This is a genomic window from Lacrimispora sphenoides JCM 1415 (genome assembly GCF_900105615.1).
Taxonomy (GTDB): Bacteria; Bacillota; Clostridia; order Lachnospirales; family Lachnospiraceae; genus Lacrimispora; species Lacrimispora sphenoides.
The window spans coordinates 2,287,447-2,305,438 of sequence record NZ_LT630003.1 but is presented as its reverse complement, the minus strand read 5'-3'; the positions used below and the strand labels follow the sequence as shown (position 1 = coordinate 2,305,438).

Sequence of the window (17,992 nt, the reverse complement as noted above, 5' to 3'; positions counted from 1 at the left end):
GCAGTTTAAAAGTTTTGAATATGAAATGCAAACTTAATGATTGAAAGTGAAAACTTCATATAATTAGAAGTTTGTACCAGGATCCTTAAAAGGACGAGGAATTGTGTTATATAAGGAGAAAAAATATTGAAAGATATCTAAATTGTTAGAATTTAATTTTTAATATATGTTAAAGTCGAATTATCTGAAAATATAAGAATAAAACTCGTTTACAAGGAGATAAAAATGTAGTATTATCAACTAAAAATTTACTGTTACTCATTGGCATCACAAAAGAAGAGGAAGTAATCAGGGATACTCAAAAAACTTGGGCTAGGATAAGGAACGCCTTCTGGGCAACCACCATACCCAAGAAGCATGTGCAAGTGAGAGGAACGCCCTCCGGGCATACCACCAAACCCAAGAAGCATTGGCAAGTAAGAGGAACGCCCTACGGGCATACCATTATGCCCAACTAGCATGGGCAAGAGAGAGGAAAGGAAGAGATTATGGATAAAGGTTTACAATCCCCTAATAAAAAGGAGTTGCCGGGCCTATATGATCCCCGCTTTGAACATGATAACTGCGGCATCGGAGCGGTTGCCAACATAAAAGGCGTGAAGAGTCACAGGACCGTGGATCAGGCTCTCCATATCGTAGAGAACCTGGAACACCGTGCAGGAAAGGATGCGGAAGGAAAGACAGGAGACGGAGTTGGAATCATGCTTCAGATCTCCCATAAGTTTTTTAAAAAGGTAACAAAGCCTCTGGGCATAGAGCTTGGTGAGGAGAGGGAATATGGTGTTGGCATGTTTTTCTTTCCTCAGGACGAGCTTGCCAGAAATCAAGCCAAAAAGATGTTTGAGATCATTGTAAAGAAAGAGGGACTTGAATTTACTGGCTGGAGAGATGTGCCCATTCATCCGGAGCTGATCGGCGCCAAAGCAGTGGACTGCATGCCCTGCATAGCCCAGGGCTTTGTAAAAAAGCCAGCTGATACGGCCAGAGGATTGGAGTTTGACCGGAAACTTTATGTATCAAGGCGGATTTTTGAACAGAGCAACGACAATACCTATGTGGTTTCCTTAAGCAGCAGAACCATTGTATATAAGGGCATGTTTCTGGTGAAGGAACTTAGGAAATTTTTTCCGGACCTCCAGGATAAGGATTATGAATCTGCCATTGCAGTGGTTCATTCCCGGTTCAGCACCAATACAAACCCCAGCTGGATGAGAGCCCATCCCAACCGCCTTATTGTACATAATGGTGAGATCAATACCATTCGCGGAAATGTGGATAAGATGATGGCCAGGGAAGAGAATATGGAGTCCGAGTATTTCCGGTATGACATGCATAAGGTCCTTCCGATCATTAACCAGGAAGGTTCCGATTCTGCCATGCTTGATAATGCGCTGGAATTTATGATGATGAGCGGAATGGATCTTCCCCTTTCTGTTATGGTGACCATTCCTGCACCTTGGGAGCATGACAAATCCATGCCTCAGGAAATCAAGGACTTTTACCGTTACTATGCAACCATGATGGAACCCTGGGATGGACCGGCTTCCATCGTATTCAGTGACGGCGACCTGGTTGGGGCTGTACTGGACCGCAATGGCCTTCGTCCGTCCAGATACTACATTACCGATGAGGACCAGATGATCCTGGCTTCTGAGGTGGGCGCCATTGATATTGAGCAGAGCCATGTGGTGAGAAAAGAGCGCCTTCGTCCAGGCAAGATGCTTCTCATTGATACAGTTAAGGGATGCCTGGTCAGCGATGAGGAGCTGAAAGAATATTATGCGGCCCGCCAGCCTTATGGGGAATGGCTGGATTCCAATCTAATTGAGCTGAGAAAGCTGCCCATCCCCAATATAGGGGTTCCTGCCATGAACAGAGAGGAAAGGGCGAAGCTGCAGAAGACTTATGGTTATACCTATGAGGAATACAAAACCATGATCCTTCCCATGGCCTTAAACGGTGCGGAAGCAGTTTCCGCCATGGGAGCAGACAGTCCTCTGGCGGTATTAAGCAAAAAGCACCAGCCTCTGTTTAACTATTTCAAACAGCTCTTTGCCCAGGTTACCAATCCGCCCATTGACTCCATCCGGGAAGAGATCGTTACCTCAACTACGGTTTATGTGGGTGAGGAAGGAAATATCCTGGAGGAGACGGCGGAAAACTGCAAGATCCTGAAGGTCAATAATCCCATTCTTACCTGTACGGATCTGCTGAAGATTAAAAATATGAAGAAGCCTGGCTTTAAGGTAGAAGTGATTCCCATTACCTACTATAAAAATACTTCCCTGGAAAAAGCAATTGACAGGCTGTTTCTGGAAGTAGACCGGGCGCACCATGATGGCGCGAATATCATCATTTTGTCTGACCGGGATATTGACGAAAACCATTTGCCCATCCCATCCCTGCTTGCGGTATCGGCTTTGCAGCAGCATCTGGTCAAAACAAAGAAGAGGACTTCTGTGGCGCTTATACTGGAAAGCGGAGAGCCAAGAGAAGTACATCACTTTGCCACCTTGCTGGGATATGGAGCCTGTGCCATTAACCCCTACCTGGCCCAGGAATCCATCCGTTCCCTCATTGAAAAGGGCATGCTGGATAAAGATTATTATGCAGCCGTAGAGGATTATAATGCGGCAGTTCTTCATGGCATCGTAAAAATTGCTTCCAAGATGGGGATCTCTACCATACAGTCCTACCAGGGAGCCCAGATTTTTGAGGCAATCGGCATTTCAAAGAAAGTGATTGACAAATATTTCACCGATACGGTGAGCAGAGTGGGAGGAATCACCCTGGATGACATAGCCAATGATGTGGATGTCCTTCACTCAGCAGCCTTTGATCCCCTTGGCCTTGACGTGGATTTAACCCTGGACAGTGTGGGAAGCCATAAGGAAAGGGCAGGGCAAGAGGAACATTTATACAATCCTCTTACCATCCATCTTTTACAGGAAGCGGCCAGGACCGGAAGCTACGAAACTTTCAAAGAATATACCCATGCCTTGACGGAAGAGGGGCAGACGGTTAATTTAAGAAGTCTTTTGGACTTTGATTACGCAAAAACAAAGGAAATACCTTTGGAAGAGGTAGAAAGCGAAGAATCCATAGTTAAACGGTTTAAAACAGGAGCTATGTCCTACGGGTCCATTTCCCAGGAAGCCCATGAAACCCTGGCGATTGCCATGAACCGGATTCATGGAAAATCCAACAGTGGTGAGGGAGGCGAAAGCCTGGAGCGTCTGACCACAGGTCCGGACGGCGTAAACCGGTGTTCTGCCATTAAGCAGGTTGCTTCCGGGCGTTTTGGCGTAACCTCAAGGTATCTGGTCAGTGCCAAAGAAATTCAGATTAAAATGGCTCAGGGAGCGAAGCCGGGAGAAGGAGGTCAGCTTCCAGGCGGGAAGGTATATCCATGGGTTGCCAAAACCAGGCATTCCACTACCGGAGTAGGCCTTATTTCCCCGCCGCCTCACCATGATATCTATTCCATTGAGGATCTGGCCCAGCTGATTTATGACTTAAAAAATTCCAATACCAATGCCAGAATTTCTGTCAAACTGGTTTCTGAGGCAGGTGTGGGCACAGTAGCCGCCGGTGTTGCAAAGGCCGGTGCACAAGTAATCCTTATTTCCGCCTTTGACGGCGGAACCGGAGCGGCTCCGAGAAACTCCATTTATAATGCAGGGCTTCCATGGGAGCTTGGCGTAGCGGAGGCCCATCAGACCCTGATCATGAATGGGTTAAGGGATAAAGTGATCCTGGAGACAGACGGGAAGCTGATGACGGGGCGGGATGTTGCCATTGCCTGTGCCCTGGGAGCTGAAGAGTTCGGCTTTGCTACAGCCCCTCTTGTGACCATGGGTTGTGTCATGATGAGAGTCTGTAATCTGGATACTTGCCCGGTGGGCATTGCTACCCAGAATCCGGAGCTGAGGAAGCGTTTTAAAGGAAAACCGGAGCACGTAATCAACTTCATGAATTTTATTGCCAAAGAGCTTCGGGAATATATGGCAAAGCTTGGTATCCGCACCGTAGATGAACTTGTGGGAAGGACGGATCTGTTAAAGAAGAAAGCCAGTATTCCTTCTGAAAGAGCCGGAAAGGTGGATTTTTCCGCTATCTTGGGAAATTCCTATGCAGGGCAGAAGCTTTTAGGATACGATAAGAAGCAGGTGTATGATTTTGAACTGGAGAAAACCATGGATGAGAAGATCATCCTTAAGAAATTAAGAGATGCTCTGCGGGCCGGTCAGAAAAAGAGCCTTCATATCGATATTTCCAATACGGATCGGGCCCTGGGTACTATATTTGGCTCGGAAATTACCAGACTTTATCCGGATGGGCTTTTGGAGGATACCTTTACCATCAACTGTACGGGCAGCGGCGGTCAGAGCTTTGGAGCCTTTATACCAAAAGGCCTTACTTTAGAGCTGGTGGGCGACAGCAACGATTATTTTGGAAAGGGACTTTCCGGCGGCAAGCTGGTGGTTTATCCGCCTCAGGGCGTTAAATTTAAGGCTGAGGATAACATTATCATCGGAAATGTGGCCTTATATGGCGCCACAAACGGAAAGGCATTCATCTGCGGGATCGCAGGCGAACGTTTCTGTGTACGGAACTCTGGTGCGACCGCTGTTGTGGAAGGCGTGGGAGACCATGGCTGTGAATACATGACAGGCGGGCGTGTGGTGGTGCTGGGCCCCACCGGCAAGAATTTTGCGGCGGGAATGAGCGGCGGCATCGCCTATGTTCTGGATGAAAAGAGAGATTTATATAAGAGGCTTAATAAGGAAATGGTTTCCTTTGAAGAGGTCTCTAATAAATATGATGTTCTTGAATTAAAAGACATGATCAAGGAACATGTGGCTTATACCAATTCCGCAAAAGGAAAAGAGATTCTTGATAACTTCGGAGAGTATCTTCCTAAGTTTAAAAAGGTCATGCCTCATGATTACAGACGCATGCTGAACACCATCGTTCAGATGGAGGAAAAAGGGTTAAGCAGCGAACAGGCACAGATTGAAGCATTTTACGCCAACACAAAGAAGTAAGGAGGAGCTGATCATGGGAAAGCCAACAGGATTTTTAGAATACAGCAGAAAAACAGGAAAAGCGGTAGACCCCAAGACTCGTATTAAGAATTATAACGAGTTTCACCTGCCTCTTTCTGAAAAAGAACAAAAATGCCAGGGTGCACGCTGCATGGATTGCGGCGTCCCCTTCTGCCAGTCCGGCATGATCTTAAAGGGCATGGTTTCCGGCTGTCCCCTTAACAACCTGATCCCGGAATGGAATGAGCTTGTATACACCGGGACATGGCAGCAGGCCTATAACAGGCTGAAAAAAACCAATAGCTTTCCGGAATTCACCGCCAGGGTGTGCCCGGCTCCCTGTGAAGCCGCATGTACCTGTGGGTTAAACGGAGACCCGGTGAGCATCAAGGAAAATGAGTATGCCATCATTGAACGCGCTTATGAAAGCGGCATAGCAAGCCCGATTCCGCCAAAGATCCGCACCGGGAAAAAAGTAGCCGTCATCGGTTCCGGCCCAGCAGGTCTGGCAGCAGCCGATCAACTGAACAAACGGGGGCACAGTGTTACCGTATTGGAAAGAGAGGACCGAATAGGTGGTCTGCTCATGTATGGGATTCCCAACATGAAGCTGGAAAAACATGTGATAGACCGGAAGGTGGAGATCATGAAGCAGGAAGGAGTGACGTTCCTGACAGGCACCGATATCGGAAAAAACCGGAAGGCCAAAGATCTGTTAAAGGAATATGACCGCATCATCCTGGCTTGCGGGGCTTCCAATCCAAGGGATCTAAAGGTTCCGGGAAGAGATGGGGAAGGAATTCATTTTGCAGTAGATTTCTTAAAGTCCACCACAAAAAGCCTGCTGAATTCCAACTTACAGGATAACAGCTATATTTCATCAAAAGGAAAGCATGTCATCGTCATCGGCGGCGGTGACACCGGAAACGACTGTGTGGGAACGGCCATCCGCCATGGATGCGCTTCCGTCACCCAGCTTGAGATGATGCCAAAGCTGCCTGAAAAAAGAACCTCTGACAATAGCTGGCCCGAATGGCCGAAAGTAATGAAAACTGATTACGGCCAGGAAGAATCCATTACCGTATTCGGAAAGGATCCCAGGGTTTATCAGACAACGGTAAAGGAGTTTATTAAAGATAAGTCCGGCAAAGTAGTGAAAGCCGTGCTCATGGGACTGGAGCCTAAAAGAGATGAAAAAACCGGCCGAATGAACATGGAGCCAGTAGCCGGCAGTGAAAGAGAAGTTCCCGCTGATATTGTTTTAATTGCAGCAGGATTTCTGGGCGCCCAGACTTATGTCGCTGATGCTTTTGGCGTGAAATTAAACGGCAGAAGCAATGTGGAGACAGAAGAAGGGAAATATAAGACGAATGTAGATAAAGTGTTTGCAGCCGGTGATATGCGCCGGGGACAATCGCTGGTAGTTTGGGCGATCAGAGAAGGCCGGGAAGTGGCGAAGGAAGTTGATAAGAGTTTAATGGGGTACTCCAACCTGGCTTAGCTGGGAGGGATAATCCAGTAAAGGAAAAAAGGCTTTTGTAAAATAGATGGGCGGTCATCTATAGAACAAAAGCCTTTTTTTCTTTATAGATCATGGAACGATGGAAGCTTAAGGTATAAATTCTCTTATCAGCTATCAATCCCAGCTTTTCTGGCCTGACTGCACAAGTCTCTGATTTTAGCGTATACTCTTTTCAATCCTTAATAAAATGTGTACCGCATTGCAGGAACTGAAAATGAACCACCATTCCAGGCATTATTACAATTGGATTAATAAAACGAAAATATGACTTACCATTAACGATAATTACAACCTGTGAAAAAATAACGTTCCTTATTATAGTATTAGTAGAAGGTAACAATTGTTTTCTGCTGTACTACGAAAGGGATGGGGTAACTATGAGTAAAAAACTTTTTGATAAGTATTACCGAAATAACTTTATTGGCTACGGAATCAAAACAGCTCTTTTCATATCGGTTCTAGCCGTATATATCATAGCCAGGTGGCTATGAATCAGGAACGCCCCAAATTTGGGGCGTATGACGCAAAACGCTGATAGATGGAAACGATAAGCGGGATATTAAAAAAACGCCCTAATGGAGAAGGGAAGCCTCTTCGCTAAGATATTTTTTTGCCAAAGGAATGAGGCTTCCCCCTACCAAATTTCCCGCAGATATAATCAGAATATACAGGAATGCTTTAGCATTCCAGGCATTTCCCATGGTAAAATAAAACATATCTGCAATGCTGTGCTCATAACCGGAAAGAATAAATACCATGACCGGCATGACTAAAGCTAAATATCTTCCAATCCCGTCTTTTATGGTTTGATATCCAATCACTGCGATGCACATCATAATGCCGCACATGACTGCCATGATAAAAGTGCTGAACAGGGTATCCGACAGCTTCATATTTACAAGTTCCCTTGTGTGATCTATGAGCTTGGCCAGTTTGGTATGTCTGAATACAATCCCAGATCCGGCAGTTCCTATAAAATTCCCTATGTATACAATAAGTATTTTTAATAAGTAGGACGGCTTTTCATTTACAATATAACATACCTTTCCTGTGAATAGATTAAATCCGAAGGTATAGATGGTAAATAATCCGATTGAAAATAAAAAAGAACCGGCAATATGGTTTTCAAGAGTTAGATAAATCACTCCGCCCATACTGATGGCAATCCCGGCAATTATTGCGTTAATAAATGTTTTCATTATTAAATACTCCCTTTTCTTTTTTTCCCATTTGCCTTGACTGCAAAAAAGCCTTTTCTATGACCAGACATATTATAGCATAAGGAAAGGGGTTTACAAGGACAATTTCCTTATTGACATAATTTATCAGCCATGCGTACCGGGTGGCTTTATATATAATAGGAAAAGACATAAAAGATGGCCAGCGCCTTCTGGCGCTGACCAGTATGTTCCGGTCCCTAATAAATGCCCGTGAATAAACTTCTTCTATACATTAAAGCGGAACAGGACAACATCGCCATCCTTAACCACGTATTCCTTGCCTTCCAGACGAACCAGGCCTTTTTCCTTTGCCGCGTTGTAGGTTTTGCAATCCAGAAGATCCTGGTAATTCACAACCTCTGCGCGGATAAAGCCCCGCTCAAAATCTGTGTGGATCTTACCGGCAGCCTGGGGGGCTTTGGTTCCTTCTTTGATGGTCCATGCTCTTGTTTCAGTAGGACCGGCTGTTAAGTAGCTGATGAGCCCCAATAAATGATAACTGGCTGCGATCAGTTTTTCTAGACCGGATTCTGTAAGTCCCAGATCTTCCAAGAACATCTTTTTCTCGTCTTCTTCTAATTCAGCGATTTCCTGTTCGATCTGTGCGCAGATAACGAAAACTTCACTGTTGTTTTCTTCTGCAAATTTGCGGACCTTTCCCACGGAATCGTTGGAAGCTCCGTCATCAGCCAAGTCGTCCTCACAGACATTGGCAGCAAAGATCACAGGTTTAAAGGTGAGAAGATTAAGGGTGGAAATAAATTCTCTTTCATCTTCATCCTCAATTTCTAAGCTTCGTGCAAGATTTCCATCCTCTAAATGAGCTTTGATCCTCTTTAAAATCTCCAGTTCCTTTGCAAGAGACTTATCATTCACAGCGCCTTTGGTGGACTTGGAGATGCGGCGGTCTAAAATTTCTAAATCGGAAAAGATCAGTTCCAAATCTATGGTTTCAATATCACGCAGAGGATCGACACTTCCATCCACATGGATTACATTGGTATCCTCAAAGCAGCGTACTACGTGGACGATGGCATCTACTTCACGGATATTGGAAAGAAACTGATTGCCCAGACCCTCTCCTTTGGAAGCTCCTTTTACAAGTCCTGCAATATCGACAAATTCGATCACGGCAGGGGTGATTTTTGCGGAATCATAAAGGGCGGCCAGCTGACCTAAGCGCACATCCGGAACAGGAACTACTCCTACATTGGGATCAATGGTACAAAATGGATAGTTCGCAGATTCCGCACCGGCCTTTGTAAGAGAATTGAACAAGGTGCTTTTACCTACGTTTGGCAATCCGACAATACCTAATTTCATAGCAATTACCTTCCTAATATTGTTAATATTCATAGTTGATTTTTATCTGCAACTAATATAGAATAGCATATTATCCGTAAAAATAAAAGAGAAAAACACAAGAATCAAAGCTTTGTCGAATTATAGTTGAATATGTCGGGCGAATCTGTTTGATTTTTGAGTTTTCCCGGGGTAAAATAAAGAAAACATCGAAAGGAGAAGACGAATGGCAAATACGGCAGATATTAGTTTTGTTCATTTGGGGATTTCAATCGACCATTTGCAAAATAGTATCTCAATATTTGGATTCCGCATTGCATTTTACGGGATTATCATTGGGTTTGGAATATTAGCAGGTCTCTGGGTTGCGACAAGGGATGCAAAACGCAGGGGGCAGGACCCGGATATATATCTGGATTTTGTTCTGTATGCAATCATAATTTCTATCATGGGAGCCCGAATCTATTATGTTATGTTTGATTGGGACAATTATAAAGATGATCTGCTTCAAATTTTAAATCTCAGGGCAGGAGGATTGGCCATCTATGGAGGTGTCATAGGGGCCGTTATAACTCTGATAGTTTATGCCAGGGTAAAGAAATTATCTTTTTTTTCGTTGGCTGACACTGGATGCCTAGGACTGATAACCGGGCAGATTATAGGAAGATGGGGAAACTTCTTTAATTGCGAGGCGTTTGGCGGATATACCGACAGCCTGTTTGCTATGAGAATCAGAAGAGCGCTGGTTAATGAGAATATGATATCGAAAGAGCTTTTGAACCATTTGATCGTAAGGGACGGAGTAGAATATATACAGGTGCATCCTACCTTCTTTTATGAATCAATCTGGAATCTCTGTGTACTTGCATTTATGCTTTGGTACAGGAAACGTAAGAGATTTGATGGAGAGATGCTTTTTATATACCTGCTTGGCTATGGTTTGGGACGAGTGTGGATAGAGGGACTCCGCACGGACCAGCTAATATTCTTTAGTACTGGCATTCCGGTGTCTCAGGCACTGTCATTAATTCTGGTAGTGATATCTACTCTTGTGCTCTTCTGCAAACACAGACAGATACGAAAAAAGAGCAAAGGAGAAGTAATGATATGATGATGTCAAAAGAAGAGTTAATACACGATATTGAAGAAGCAAGAGAAAGATTAAATAAAAGCATTGATCATGATGATGAAGATGTTATTTATCACAGGAGTGTAGAACTGGATAAATTGATTGAACGATATATTGCCGCAGGCTACTGATACCATGAGCCTGTGATGCGTTTTGTGCAAATTTAAGAATGACGTGGAAAGAGAAGGAGCTCTTTCCGCGTTTTTTTTATGGATAGACGATTTTTATAAAAGTAATTTGACACAATTCACAGTGGGATGTAATATTTATCTATAAATTGTAGAAAACTGTTACAAAAACGGTAATAGTGTCCGGAGGTGGGGAAATGAAGCATTTGTCGTTTCGAATGAAATTGACTCTGGTGTTTATTATAACAGCCATGATCGAAGGGGCTATTATAGGGAGTCTTTCCTTTTCCCATAGCAAAGCCATTGTTGTAAAAAATAAGAAACAGGAAATGTCGGATACTATTAACCGCATTGATATCAATATCAATGTCAAGGTCCGCTATATCATGGAAATCCTTGACAATGCGGTGACCAGCCAGCTTGTGCGTGATGCATGTACCCCTGGATGGGACGATGGGGATAAGGGAGTCAGCCGTACCTACCTTGATGATTATTGCAGAAGTCTCATTAAATCTGTAGGGGAACAGATGGATATTTCCATCATCAATGCTTCTCAGGTAATGTATACTACAGTCGATACCGATGGGGTAGCTCCCAAAGATATTTCGGTAAAAACATTTAAAAGCTATGATGATGCCGTAGGAGGCAGAAACAATAAGACTGTCTGGCTGGGTATTATGCCAAAGCTTTTTTCAGATCCAATGGAAGATCATCAGGCAGTTACCGTGGTCAGGGCCATACAGGACAGGAATGAAGAGAAGAGTTTGGGAATTATGGTCATTGAACTGGATCCTGACATGTTCAGCAATCTGCTTTTAGGGAATCAGGGACTGTTTCAGTATCAGTATTTATTTATTTTAGACCAGAAGGGACAGGTGATCTGCAGTAATCCCAAGATAAACAATGGGTGGCAGGAAGAGATTAATGACCGGTTCGAGCGGGGGATTCGGCGTTTTGAGCTGATATGGAACAATAAGAGGTATTATGTCTGCGGACAATATAACGGTATTACTGGCTGGAGATCTTATTCGGCGATACCCTTTGAAGGGCTGTTTCCCCAGGCTGGAGATTTGAAAAAAGCTATTTGGCTGGTGGCAGTGGTGAGTACCTTGGGCATTGCCGGAGTCATCGTTCTTCTGGTTTATGCCATGGCGAGACCCATCAAGCGTCTTTCAAAGGCTATGGGACAGGTTCAGAAGGGAGATTTTGCCGTTCGGGTTCCCAATAAGAGAAAGGATGAAATCGGCGAACTGACAGAATCCTTTAACTACATGCTGGAAGAGATCAATACCCTGATCAGGCAGGTCTATCAGGAAAAGATCGCTCAGAAAAATGCGGAGGTACAGGCGCTCCAGGCACAGATCAATCCTCATTTTCTCTATAACACCCTGGATTCTGTCAACTGGATGCTGATTGACCGGGGAGATTATGATATCAGCGACATCATCCTTTCACTGGCAGGCCTTATGCGATACAGCATCGAAGATGAAAATGCCTTTGTACCTCTTGAAAAGGAAATCGGATATGTGCTGTGTTATCTGAAAATACAAAAGAACCGCCTGGAAGAACGGCTGGAATATTCTGTAGAGTCAGAGGAATCCCTGGCAGCTGACCGTGTTCCAAAGCTTATCCTGCAGCCCATTGTGGAAAATGCCATCACTCATGGAATTGAACCGAGAAAGAGGAAGGGAACCATCCGCATCGTCTTAAAAGATCTTGGAGATGAAATGCTTATTTCGGTTGAAGACAATGGAATAGGAATGACTCCGGAACAGCTTAACCACTTAAGGGAAGAAGTGCCTGATGTAGAGAAGGAAGGGCATACAGGAATCGGAGTAAGGAATGTGGACCGGCGGATCCGGCTCCATTATGGAGAAGCCTATGGAATTTCTATAGAAAGCACATATGGAGAAGGAACGATTGTAAACCTGCGCATACCCAAAGACCATGAAATTGTGACAGAGGGCGGAGGAAGGAAAGGAGAGAGCGAAAGACATGAAGCTGATCATCGTGGATGACGAACCGAAAATCAGAAAAGGGCTTACTAAGCTGTTGGACGCCCAGGAAGGTTTTCAGGTTACAGGGGTGTTTGAAGACGTTCATTCGGCTCTCAAGGCTCTGTATGAATTGGAAGCTGACGTAATCATTACAGATATCAAGATGCCGGAAGTATCCGGCCTAGAGCTGATCCGCCAGATCAGGGAAAGAAACTTAAATATCCGCATTATTATTTTAAGCGGGTACAGCAATTTTTCCTATGCCCAGAAGGCCATTGAGCTGGGAGTGACCAGATATTTGTTAAAACCCACGGATTCTAGAGAGCTGCTATCCGTATTAAGAGAATTGGAACAGGAGCTTTTTCCGGAAACCCATGAAAAAGAAGAAAGGCAGGACCGGCCCGCAGAAGGGGAAAATGAGGTTGGTAATTTATTGGTTTTAAAAGCCATTCAATATATTGCAGTTCACTATGGAGGCAGGATTACGTTAACAGATATGGCCGGGGAGCTTCATTTATCCCCCAATTACCTTTGTGAACTTTTTAAACGTCATACAGGAAAAAATCTCATGGAATACGTTACGGAATACCGGATGCAAAAGGCGAAGTCATACTTGAACCATGTGGAATATAAGGTGGCAGATGTGGCGGAAATGGTAGGTTACAAAGAGGCGAAATATTTCAGCAGTGCTTTTAAAAAAGCATATGGGATCACACCCCTGGAGTATCGGAACAGGCGTCAGAGCCATTTGATTTAGTGTGAATAAGACGGGAAAATGACCAAAAAGTCTCTCCTGTCTTTATTTTATTTGGTCATAATTACAAATAACTTAATATTTTGGTATAAATAGTAATCTTATAGAATTGCGAGGGCTGCCAGAAAATGATAATCTATTACTACAAACAACACACTAACGTCTGTGAACCGTGTCGACAATTGAAGAAATGTCAGATATTAATGTGAACGGACGCAAAAAAAGGAGGAACTTAGTATGAAGAAAAGATTTGGCGCATTACTCATGGCAGCGGTAACAGTAGCAGCACTCGTACTCAGTGGCTGCAGTACTGGCGGTAAGACAGAGGGTGCAGCTGAAACTAAGGCTCAGGCAGGAGGGAAAAGCGCGGCGGACTATAAAATTGTCCTCATTCTTCCCGGGCCCATCAATGACCAGAGCTGGAACGCAACAAACTATGCAGGTCTTACAGCCTGCAACGAAAAACTGGGCACCAAAATGGAATACGTAGAGAACGTACAGGCATCTGACTATGAGTCAACCTTCCGTGAATATGCGGAACGAGGCTATGACCTCATTATGGCAGCCGGTTCCCAGTTTGACGAGGCGGTAGCAGCAGTAGCTCCCAATTATAAGGATACCACTTTTTGTGCGGTAAACGGCTCCAAATGTGACGGAGATAATGTGGCTCCTATTTTCCCAAAAGAATATGAAGCCAGCTATATAGCTTCCATTCTTGCAGGAAATATAACAAAGAACGGAAACTTCGCAACCATCGGAGGCTTCCCCAATGAACCAATGGAGCATTTGATGGATGTATATGAGAAAAATTCTGTTAAGATCGCAGAAAGCCGCGGCATATCCGGTGCAAAGGCTACAAGAGCTTATGCCAACAGCTGGAACGACGTAGCACTTGGCAAACAGATGGCAGAGCAGATGATCGACAACGGTGCAGACACCATGTTTGTATACGCCAACGAAGTAGGTCTTGGCAGCATTGAGGCAGCTAAGGCAAAAGGCGCTAAATTCATAGGTTTTTCCAGTGACCAGACAACCATCGATCCGAATACTGTTGTAGCTTCTGTAAATTTTGATTTCAAGAATTTCTATATCTGGGCTCTGGGCCAATATATGGATGGCAAGCTTTCCGGAAATATGGTTCATGAAGCCGGTATTAATGAAGATATCTTTGTACCGGTATATACCGATAATATTTCCCAGGAAGTTAAAGATGCGGTAGACCAGGGAATCAAGGATTTTAAGGACGGCAAGGTAGATTTACAGGCGTTTTTTGAGAAGTAAGATATAACCGGAGGGCTGACACAGGAGAAAAACAGGATTGTTTGAACTGGGTCGCCCTCATCGTATGAAGAGGAGGAGCTTCGTGAATACACCATTTTTTGAATTAAAGAATGTATCAAAGTATTTTGCCAGGGTCGTGGCAAACAAGGACATTTCTTTTTCGGTAAATAGGGGAGAGGTGTTGGCATTATTGGGAGAAAACGGGGCAGGGAAAAGCACGGTTATGAAAATCCTCTATGGCCTTTATAAGGCGGATGAGGGGCAGATCCTGATGGATGGTAAGGAACAGAGGATTACTTCCCCAAAAGATGCCATGGCTTTGGGAATTTCCATGATCCAGCAGCATTTTTCTCTGGTGTCCGCCCATACGGTTACGGAAAATATTATTTTAGGCAATGTGAACGGTGTGATTGATTACGAAAAATGCAAAAAGGAAGTTGAGGAGCTTTCTGCCCAGTACGGGTTTCAAATTCCTGTTGATGCAAAAGTGGAGGAGCTTGCGGTTGGAGTGCAGCAGAAGGTGGAAATCCTTAAGGCCCTCTATTTAAAGACAAGCCTCCTGATTATGGATGAGCCTACGGCAGTGCTGACGCCCCAGGAGGCGGAAACGCTGATGGAGTTTGTAAAAGAGTATACGTCCAGGGGAAATTCTGTTATTTTCATCACCCATAAGATGAAGGAAGTCATGGAGGTGGCGGACAGGATCATCGTTATGCGAAACGGAAGGCTTACGGGAGATCTTTCTGCAAAGGATACCAATGAGGTGGAGCTGACAAGGCTCATGATGGGGAAAGAAATGGTGCCCCCAAAGAGGGAGCAGACAGAAGAGCAAAAAGAAAGAAAGGTCTGTCTGGAGCTGTCTTCCGTCACTGTGCAGCGTAAAGGAGAACCTCCTCTTTTAAGTGATTTGTCATTTGAAATCATGGAAGGTGAAGTCTTTGGAGTGGCAGGAGTCAGCGGAAACGGCCAGGAGGAGCTTTGCGAAGTAGTTTGCGGTGCCCTTCCTGTGACCTCGGGAAAAGTACTTTTAAATGGCGCGGATATTACCTCCACTTCCATCAGGGAACGCATTGATTAGGGAATCGGATACGTACCGGTAGACCGATACCGGGATGCCATGGTAGGAGAGATGACCCTGGCTGAAAATATGATGCTAAAAACAAGCTTTGATAAGAAGTGGATCTCACATGGCTTTTTAAATAAGAAGAAACTTCAAAAAGACACACAAAATGCCATTGATGAATTTGATATCAAGGCACCGGGACCGGATGCCCAGATCAAGGGATTATCAGGAGGTAACCAGCAGAAAGTGATTCTTGCCAGAGAAGTGGGAAACGCAGGAAAGGTGCTGATCATGGACCAGCCTACCAGGGGACTGGATCTGGGAGCCATCAATAACATTCATAACAACATCCTGGCAGAGCGGAAGAATGGAAAGGGGATTCTGCTGGTATCCACCGAATTGTCGGAGATTTTCCAGCTATGCGACAGGATTGCCGTTATCTACAAGGGCTCCTTTATGGGAATCTACGACCATGACCAGCTTAACACAGAACGGATCGGTCTATTAATGGCCGGCTACAAAGAGGAGAAGGAGGCGTAAAGCATGAATACAAAAGTCAGGGACTTAATTGTGACAAATGCTGCTGCCATCATTGCCGGCTTGCTCTTAAGCGGCCTCATGCTTTTGCTGCTGCATATCAACCCGGTCGAAGTATTTGTATATTCCATCAATGCCATGTTTACGGATAAATATACCATGGGGGAAGTGTTTTTAAAGGCGACACCCCTTATATTTACAGCGCTGGCCTTTGCGTTCACGTTTAAGGCAAATCTGTTTAATATCGGCGCACAGGGACAGTTTTATATGGGTTCTATTGCAGCCATTGCCTTATCTTTGCAGCTTGACGGAAAGGTTCCCACAGCAGTGCTTTTAATTCTTGTGTGCCTGACAGCGGCACTGGCAGGTGGGCTTATGGGCGCTTTGATCGGATTTTTAAAGGCACGCTTTAAAGCCAATGAATTCCTTGTCAGCATGATGTCTACTTACGTTGCTTTGGCAGTCATGAATTATCTGCTGCGCACATTTTTAAAAGAATCCAAAGGAGAGTATCCCCAGACCGATGCCATAACAAGGTCAGCATGGCTTCCTGTTATCGTAAAGGGGACCAGGCTGCATATCGGATTTGTGCTGGCGGTTCTGGCGGCCGTGGGTATCTGGGTGCTTCTCTATAAAACCCCCCTGGGATACCGGATCCGGGCAGTGGGAAGCAATGCCTCTGCCTCCAGGATGTCAGGAATTGATTCAAACAAGATCTTTGTGGCCGCATTTTTTATCAGCGGCGCCCTGGCGGGTGCAGCCGGATTTACGGAAGTAAACGGTGTTCAGCATATGCTGATTCAGGATTTTAACAGCGGAGTGGGCTCCGCAGGCCTGGGAATCGCAATACTTGCTAATGCCAATCCCATCGGAATCATATTCGCCTCGCTCCTGTTCGGCGCTTTAAGTGTCATGGGGAATTTAATGGGGCGCATGCCGGGAGTCAATGTTCCTGCAAGCATTGTGGATCTGATGCAGGGGTTTGTCATGCTGTTCGTTATCATATCCTATTTCTTCCGGCATTATCTGGAAAACAGGAGAGAGAAGCGCAGACTGCAGAAAGGAGCGTGAAACAGGTTATGATCATAAGCTTATTAAAACGTGCACTGATGATGAGTACGCCCCTGCTGTTTGGCTCCATTGCAGAAGTCATAGCAGAGCGTTCGGGCATGATGGTTACCGCAATCGAAGGGATCTTCCTTATGGGAGCCTGGGGTGGATTCGTGGGAACCTATTTAACCGGCAGTGCATTCATCGGAATTCTTGCCGCCATCTTTTCGGGACTTGTTGCAGCAGCCGTGTATGGCGTGGTATGTATTTATTTAAAACAGCACCAGGTTGTAACAGGAACGGCCATTAATGTGCTGGCAGCCGGAATCTGCACTTACCTTCAGCGGGTATTGTTCGGCGTTCCCACCGCGCCCCTTAAAATCAGCCCTCTGCCTGAGATCGCTATTCCCGTTCTCAGTAAGATTCCTGTTATGGGTCCGGTGTTTTTCCAACAGAATATATTGACCTATGTGGTTTATTTACTCATTCCTGCGTCCTATTTTCTCTTATTCAAGACATCCTTAGGACTGACAATCCGTTCAACGGGGGAAAATCCGGAGGCAGTGGATGTAGCCGGTATCAATGTAAATGCAGTCCGGTTCTTTACAGTTCTTTTGGCCGGAGTGATGGGAGGTATTGCAGGCGCATTTTACTCCGTTGGATATTTGGGAATGTTTACCACAAATATCATCGGCGGACGCGGCTGGATCGCATTTGCCATATGCTTTTTGGGCAACTGGAATCCCAAAGGAGCTGTTTTGGGAACCGTGGTATTCGGGCTTACGGAAGCCATTGCCATTTATATGCAGTCAGTGGGAGGAGGAAGCTACTTCCCCAATGAATTATTCATTGCCCTGCCTTATCTGCTGACCATTATATTGACCGTATCCAGAAGAAATTTCAATGTACCCGCTAAGCTGGGAGTCGCATACAGCAAAGAAAATTAATAATGAAAAAGACA

Annotated in this window: 10 protein-coding genes and 2 pseudogenes; 10 read left to right on the top strand and 2 right to left on the bottom strand. The window is 44.9% G+C overall.

The genetic code is table 11. The features are described from left to right. The first annotated feature begins 488 nt into the window (after positions 1–488). A complete protein-coding gene (gene gltB / locus BMX69_RS10305; RefSeq protein WP_100042289.1) occupies positions 489–5,048 on the top strand; it encodes a glutamate synthase large subunit in 4,560 nt (1,519 codons plus the stop codon). Between the two features lie 13 nt (positions 5,049–5,061). Beyond that, positions 5,062–6,549, top strand: a complete 1,488-nt coding sequence (locus BMX69_RS10300) for a glutamate synthase subunit beta (RefSeq protein WP_100042288.1) — start codon at positions 5,062–5,064, stop codon at positions 6,547–6,549. 593 nt (positions 6,550–7,142) lie between these two features. Here the strand turns inward: BMX69_RS10300 and BMX69_RS10295 are convergent. Beyond that, positions 7,143–7,781 (bottom strand): annotated as a pseudogene (locus BMX69_RS10295) (formate/nitrite transporter family protein); the annotation flags it as partial. Between the two features lie 234 nt (positions 7,782–8,015). Next, on the bottom strand, positions 8,016–9,113 hold the full coding sequence (ychF, locus tag BMX69_RS10285; RefSeq protein WP_054789927.1) for a redox-regulated ATPase YchF: 1,098 nt from the start codon (positions 9,111–9,113) through the stop codon (positions 8,016–8,018). A 205-nt stretch (positions 9,114–9,318) separates the two neighbouring features. Between ychF and lgt the strand changes: the two genes are divergently transcribed. The 8 genes and pseudogenes from lgt to BMX69_RS10245 all read left to right on the top strand — a co-directional run bounded on the left by lgt (position 9,319) and on the right by BMX69_RS10245 (position 17,978). Beyond that, positions 9,319–10,203, top strand: a complete 885-nt coding sequence (gene lgt, locus BMX69_RS10280) for a prolipoprotein diacylglyceryl transferase (RefSeq protein ID WP_100042287.1) — start codon at positions 9,319–9,321, stop codon at positions 10,201–10,203. Beyond that, positions 10,200–10,352, top strand: coding sequence for a Spo0E family sporulation regulatory protein-aspartic acid phosphatase (locus BMX69_RS10275; RefSeq protein WP_174715213.1), 153 nt, complete (start codon positions 10,200–10,202; stop codon positions 10,350–10,352). Before lgt ends, BMX69_RS10275 begins: the two co-directional genes overlap by 4 nt. A gap of 194 nt (positions 10,353–10,546) precedes the next feature. Beyond that, a complete protein-coding gene (locus BMX69_RS10270) occupies positions 10,547–12,367 on the top strand; it encodes a cache domain-containing sensor histidine kinase (protein WP_100042286.1) in 1,821 nt (606 codons plus the stop codon). Beyond that, on the top strand, positions 12,345–13,103 hold the full coding sequence (locus tag BMX69_RS10265; RefSeq protein ID WP_100042285.1) for a response regulator transcription factor: 759 nt from the start codon (positions 12,345–12,347) through the stop codon (positions 13,101–13,103). The genes BMX69_RS10270 and BMX69_RS10265 overlap by 23 nt, the downstream gene beginning before the upstream one ends. 234 nt (positions 13,104–13,337) lie before the next feature. Further along, complete coding sequence (locus BMX69_RS10260; protein ID WP_054789929.1) at positions 13,338–14,381, top strand: BMP family protein; 1,044 nt, start codon at positions 13,338–13,340, stop codon at positions 14,379–14,381. A 64-nt stretch (positions 14,382–14,445) separates the two neighbouring features. Next, positions 14,446–15,984: pseudogene (locus BMX69_RS10255) on the top strand (ABC transporter ATP-binding protein). Positions 15,985–15,987: 3 nt separating this feature from the next. After that, on the top strand, positions 15,988–17,052 hold the full coding sequence (locus tag BMX69_RS10250; RefSeq protein ID WP_092250954.1) for an ABC transporter permease: 1,065 nt from the start codon (positions 15,988–15,990) through the stop codon (positions 17,050–17,052). 8 nt (positions 17,053–17,060) lie between these two features. Further along, positions 17,061–17,978: an ABC transporter permease gene (locus BMX69_RS10245; protein WP_092251203.1), complete on the top strand. Its 918-nt coding sequence runs from the start codon at positions 17,061–17,063 to the stop codon at positions 17,976–17,978. The last annotated feature ends 14 nt before the right edge of the window (positions 17,979–17,992 follow it).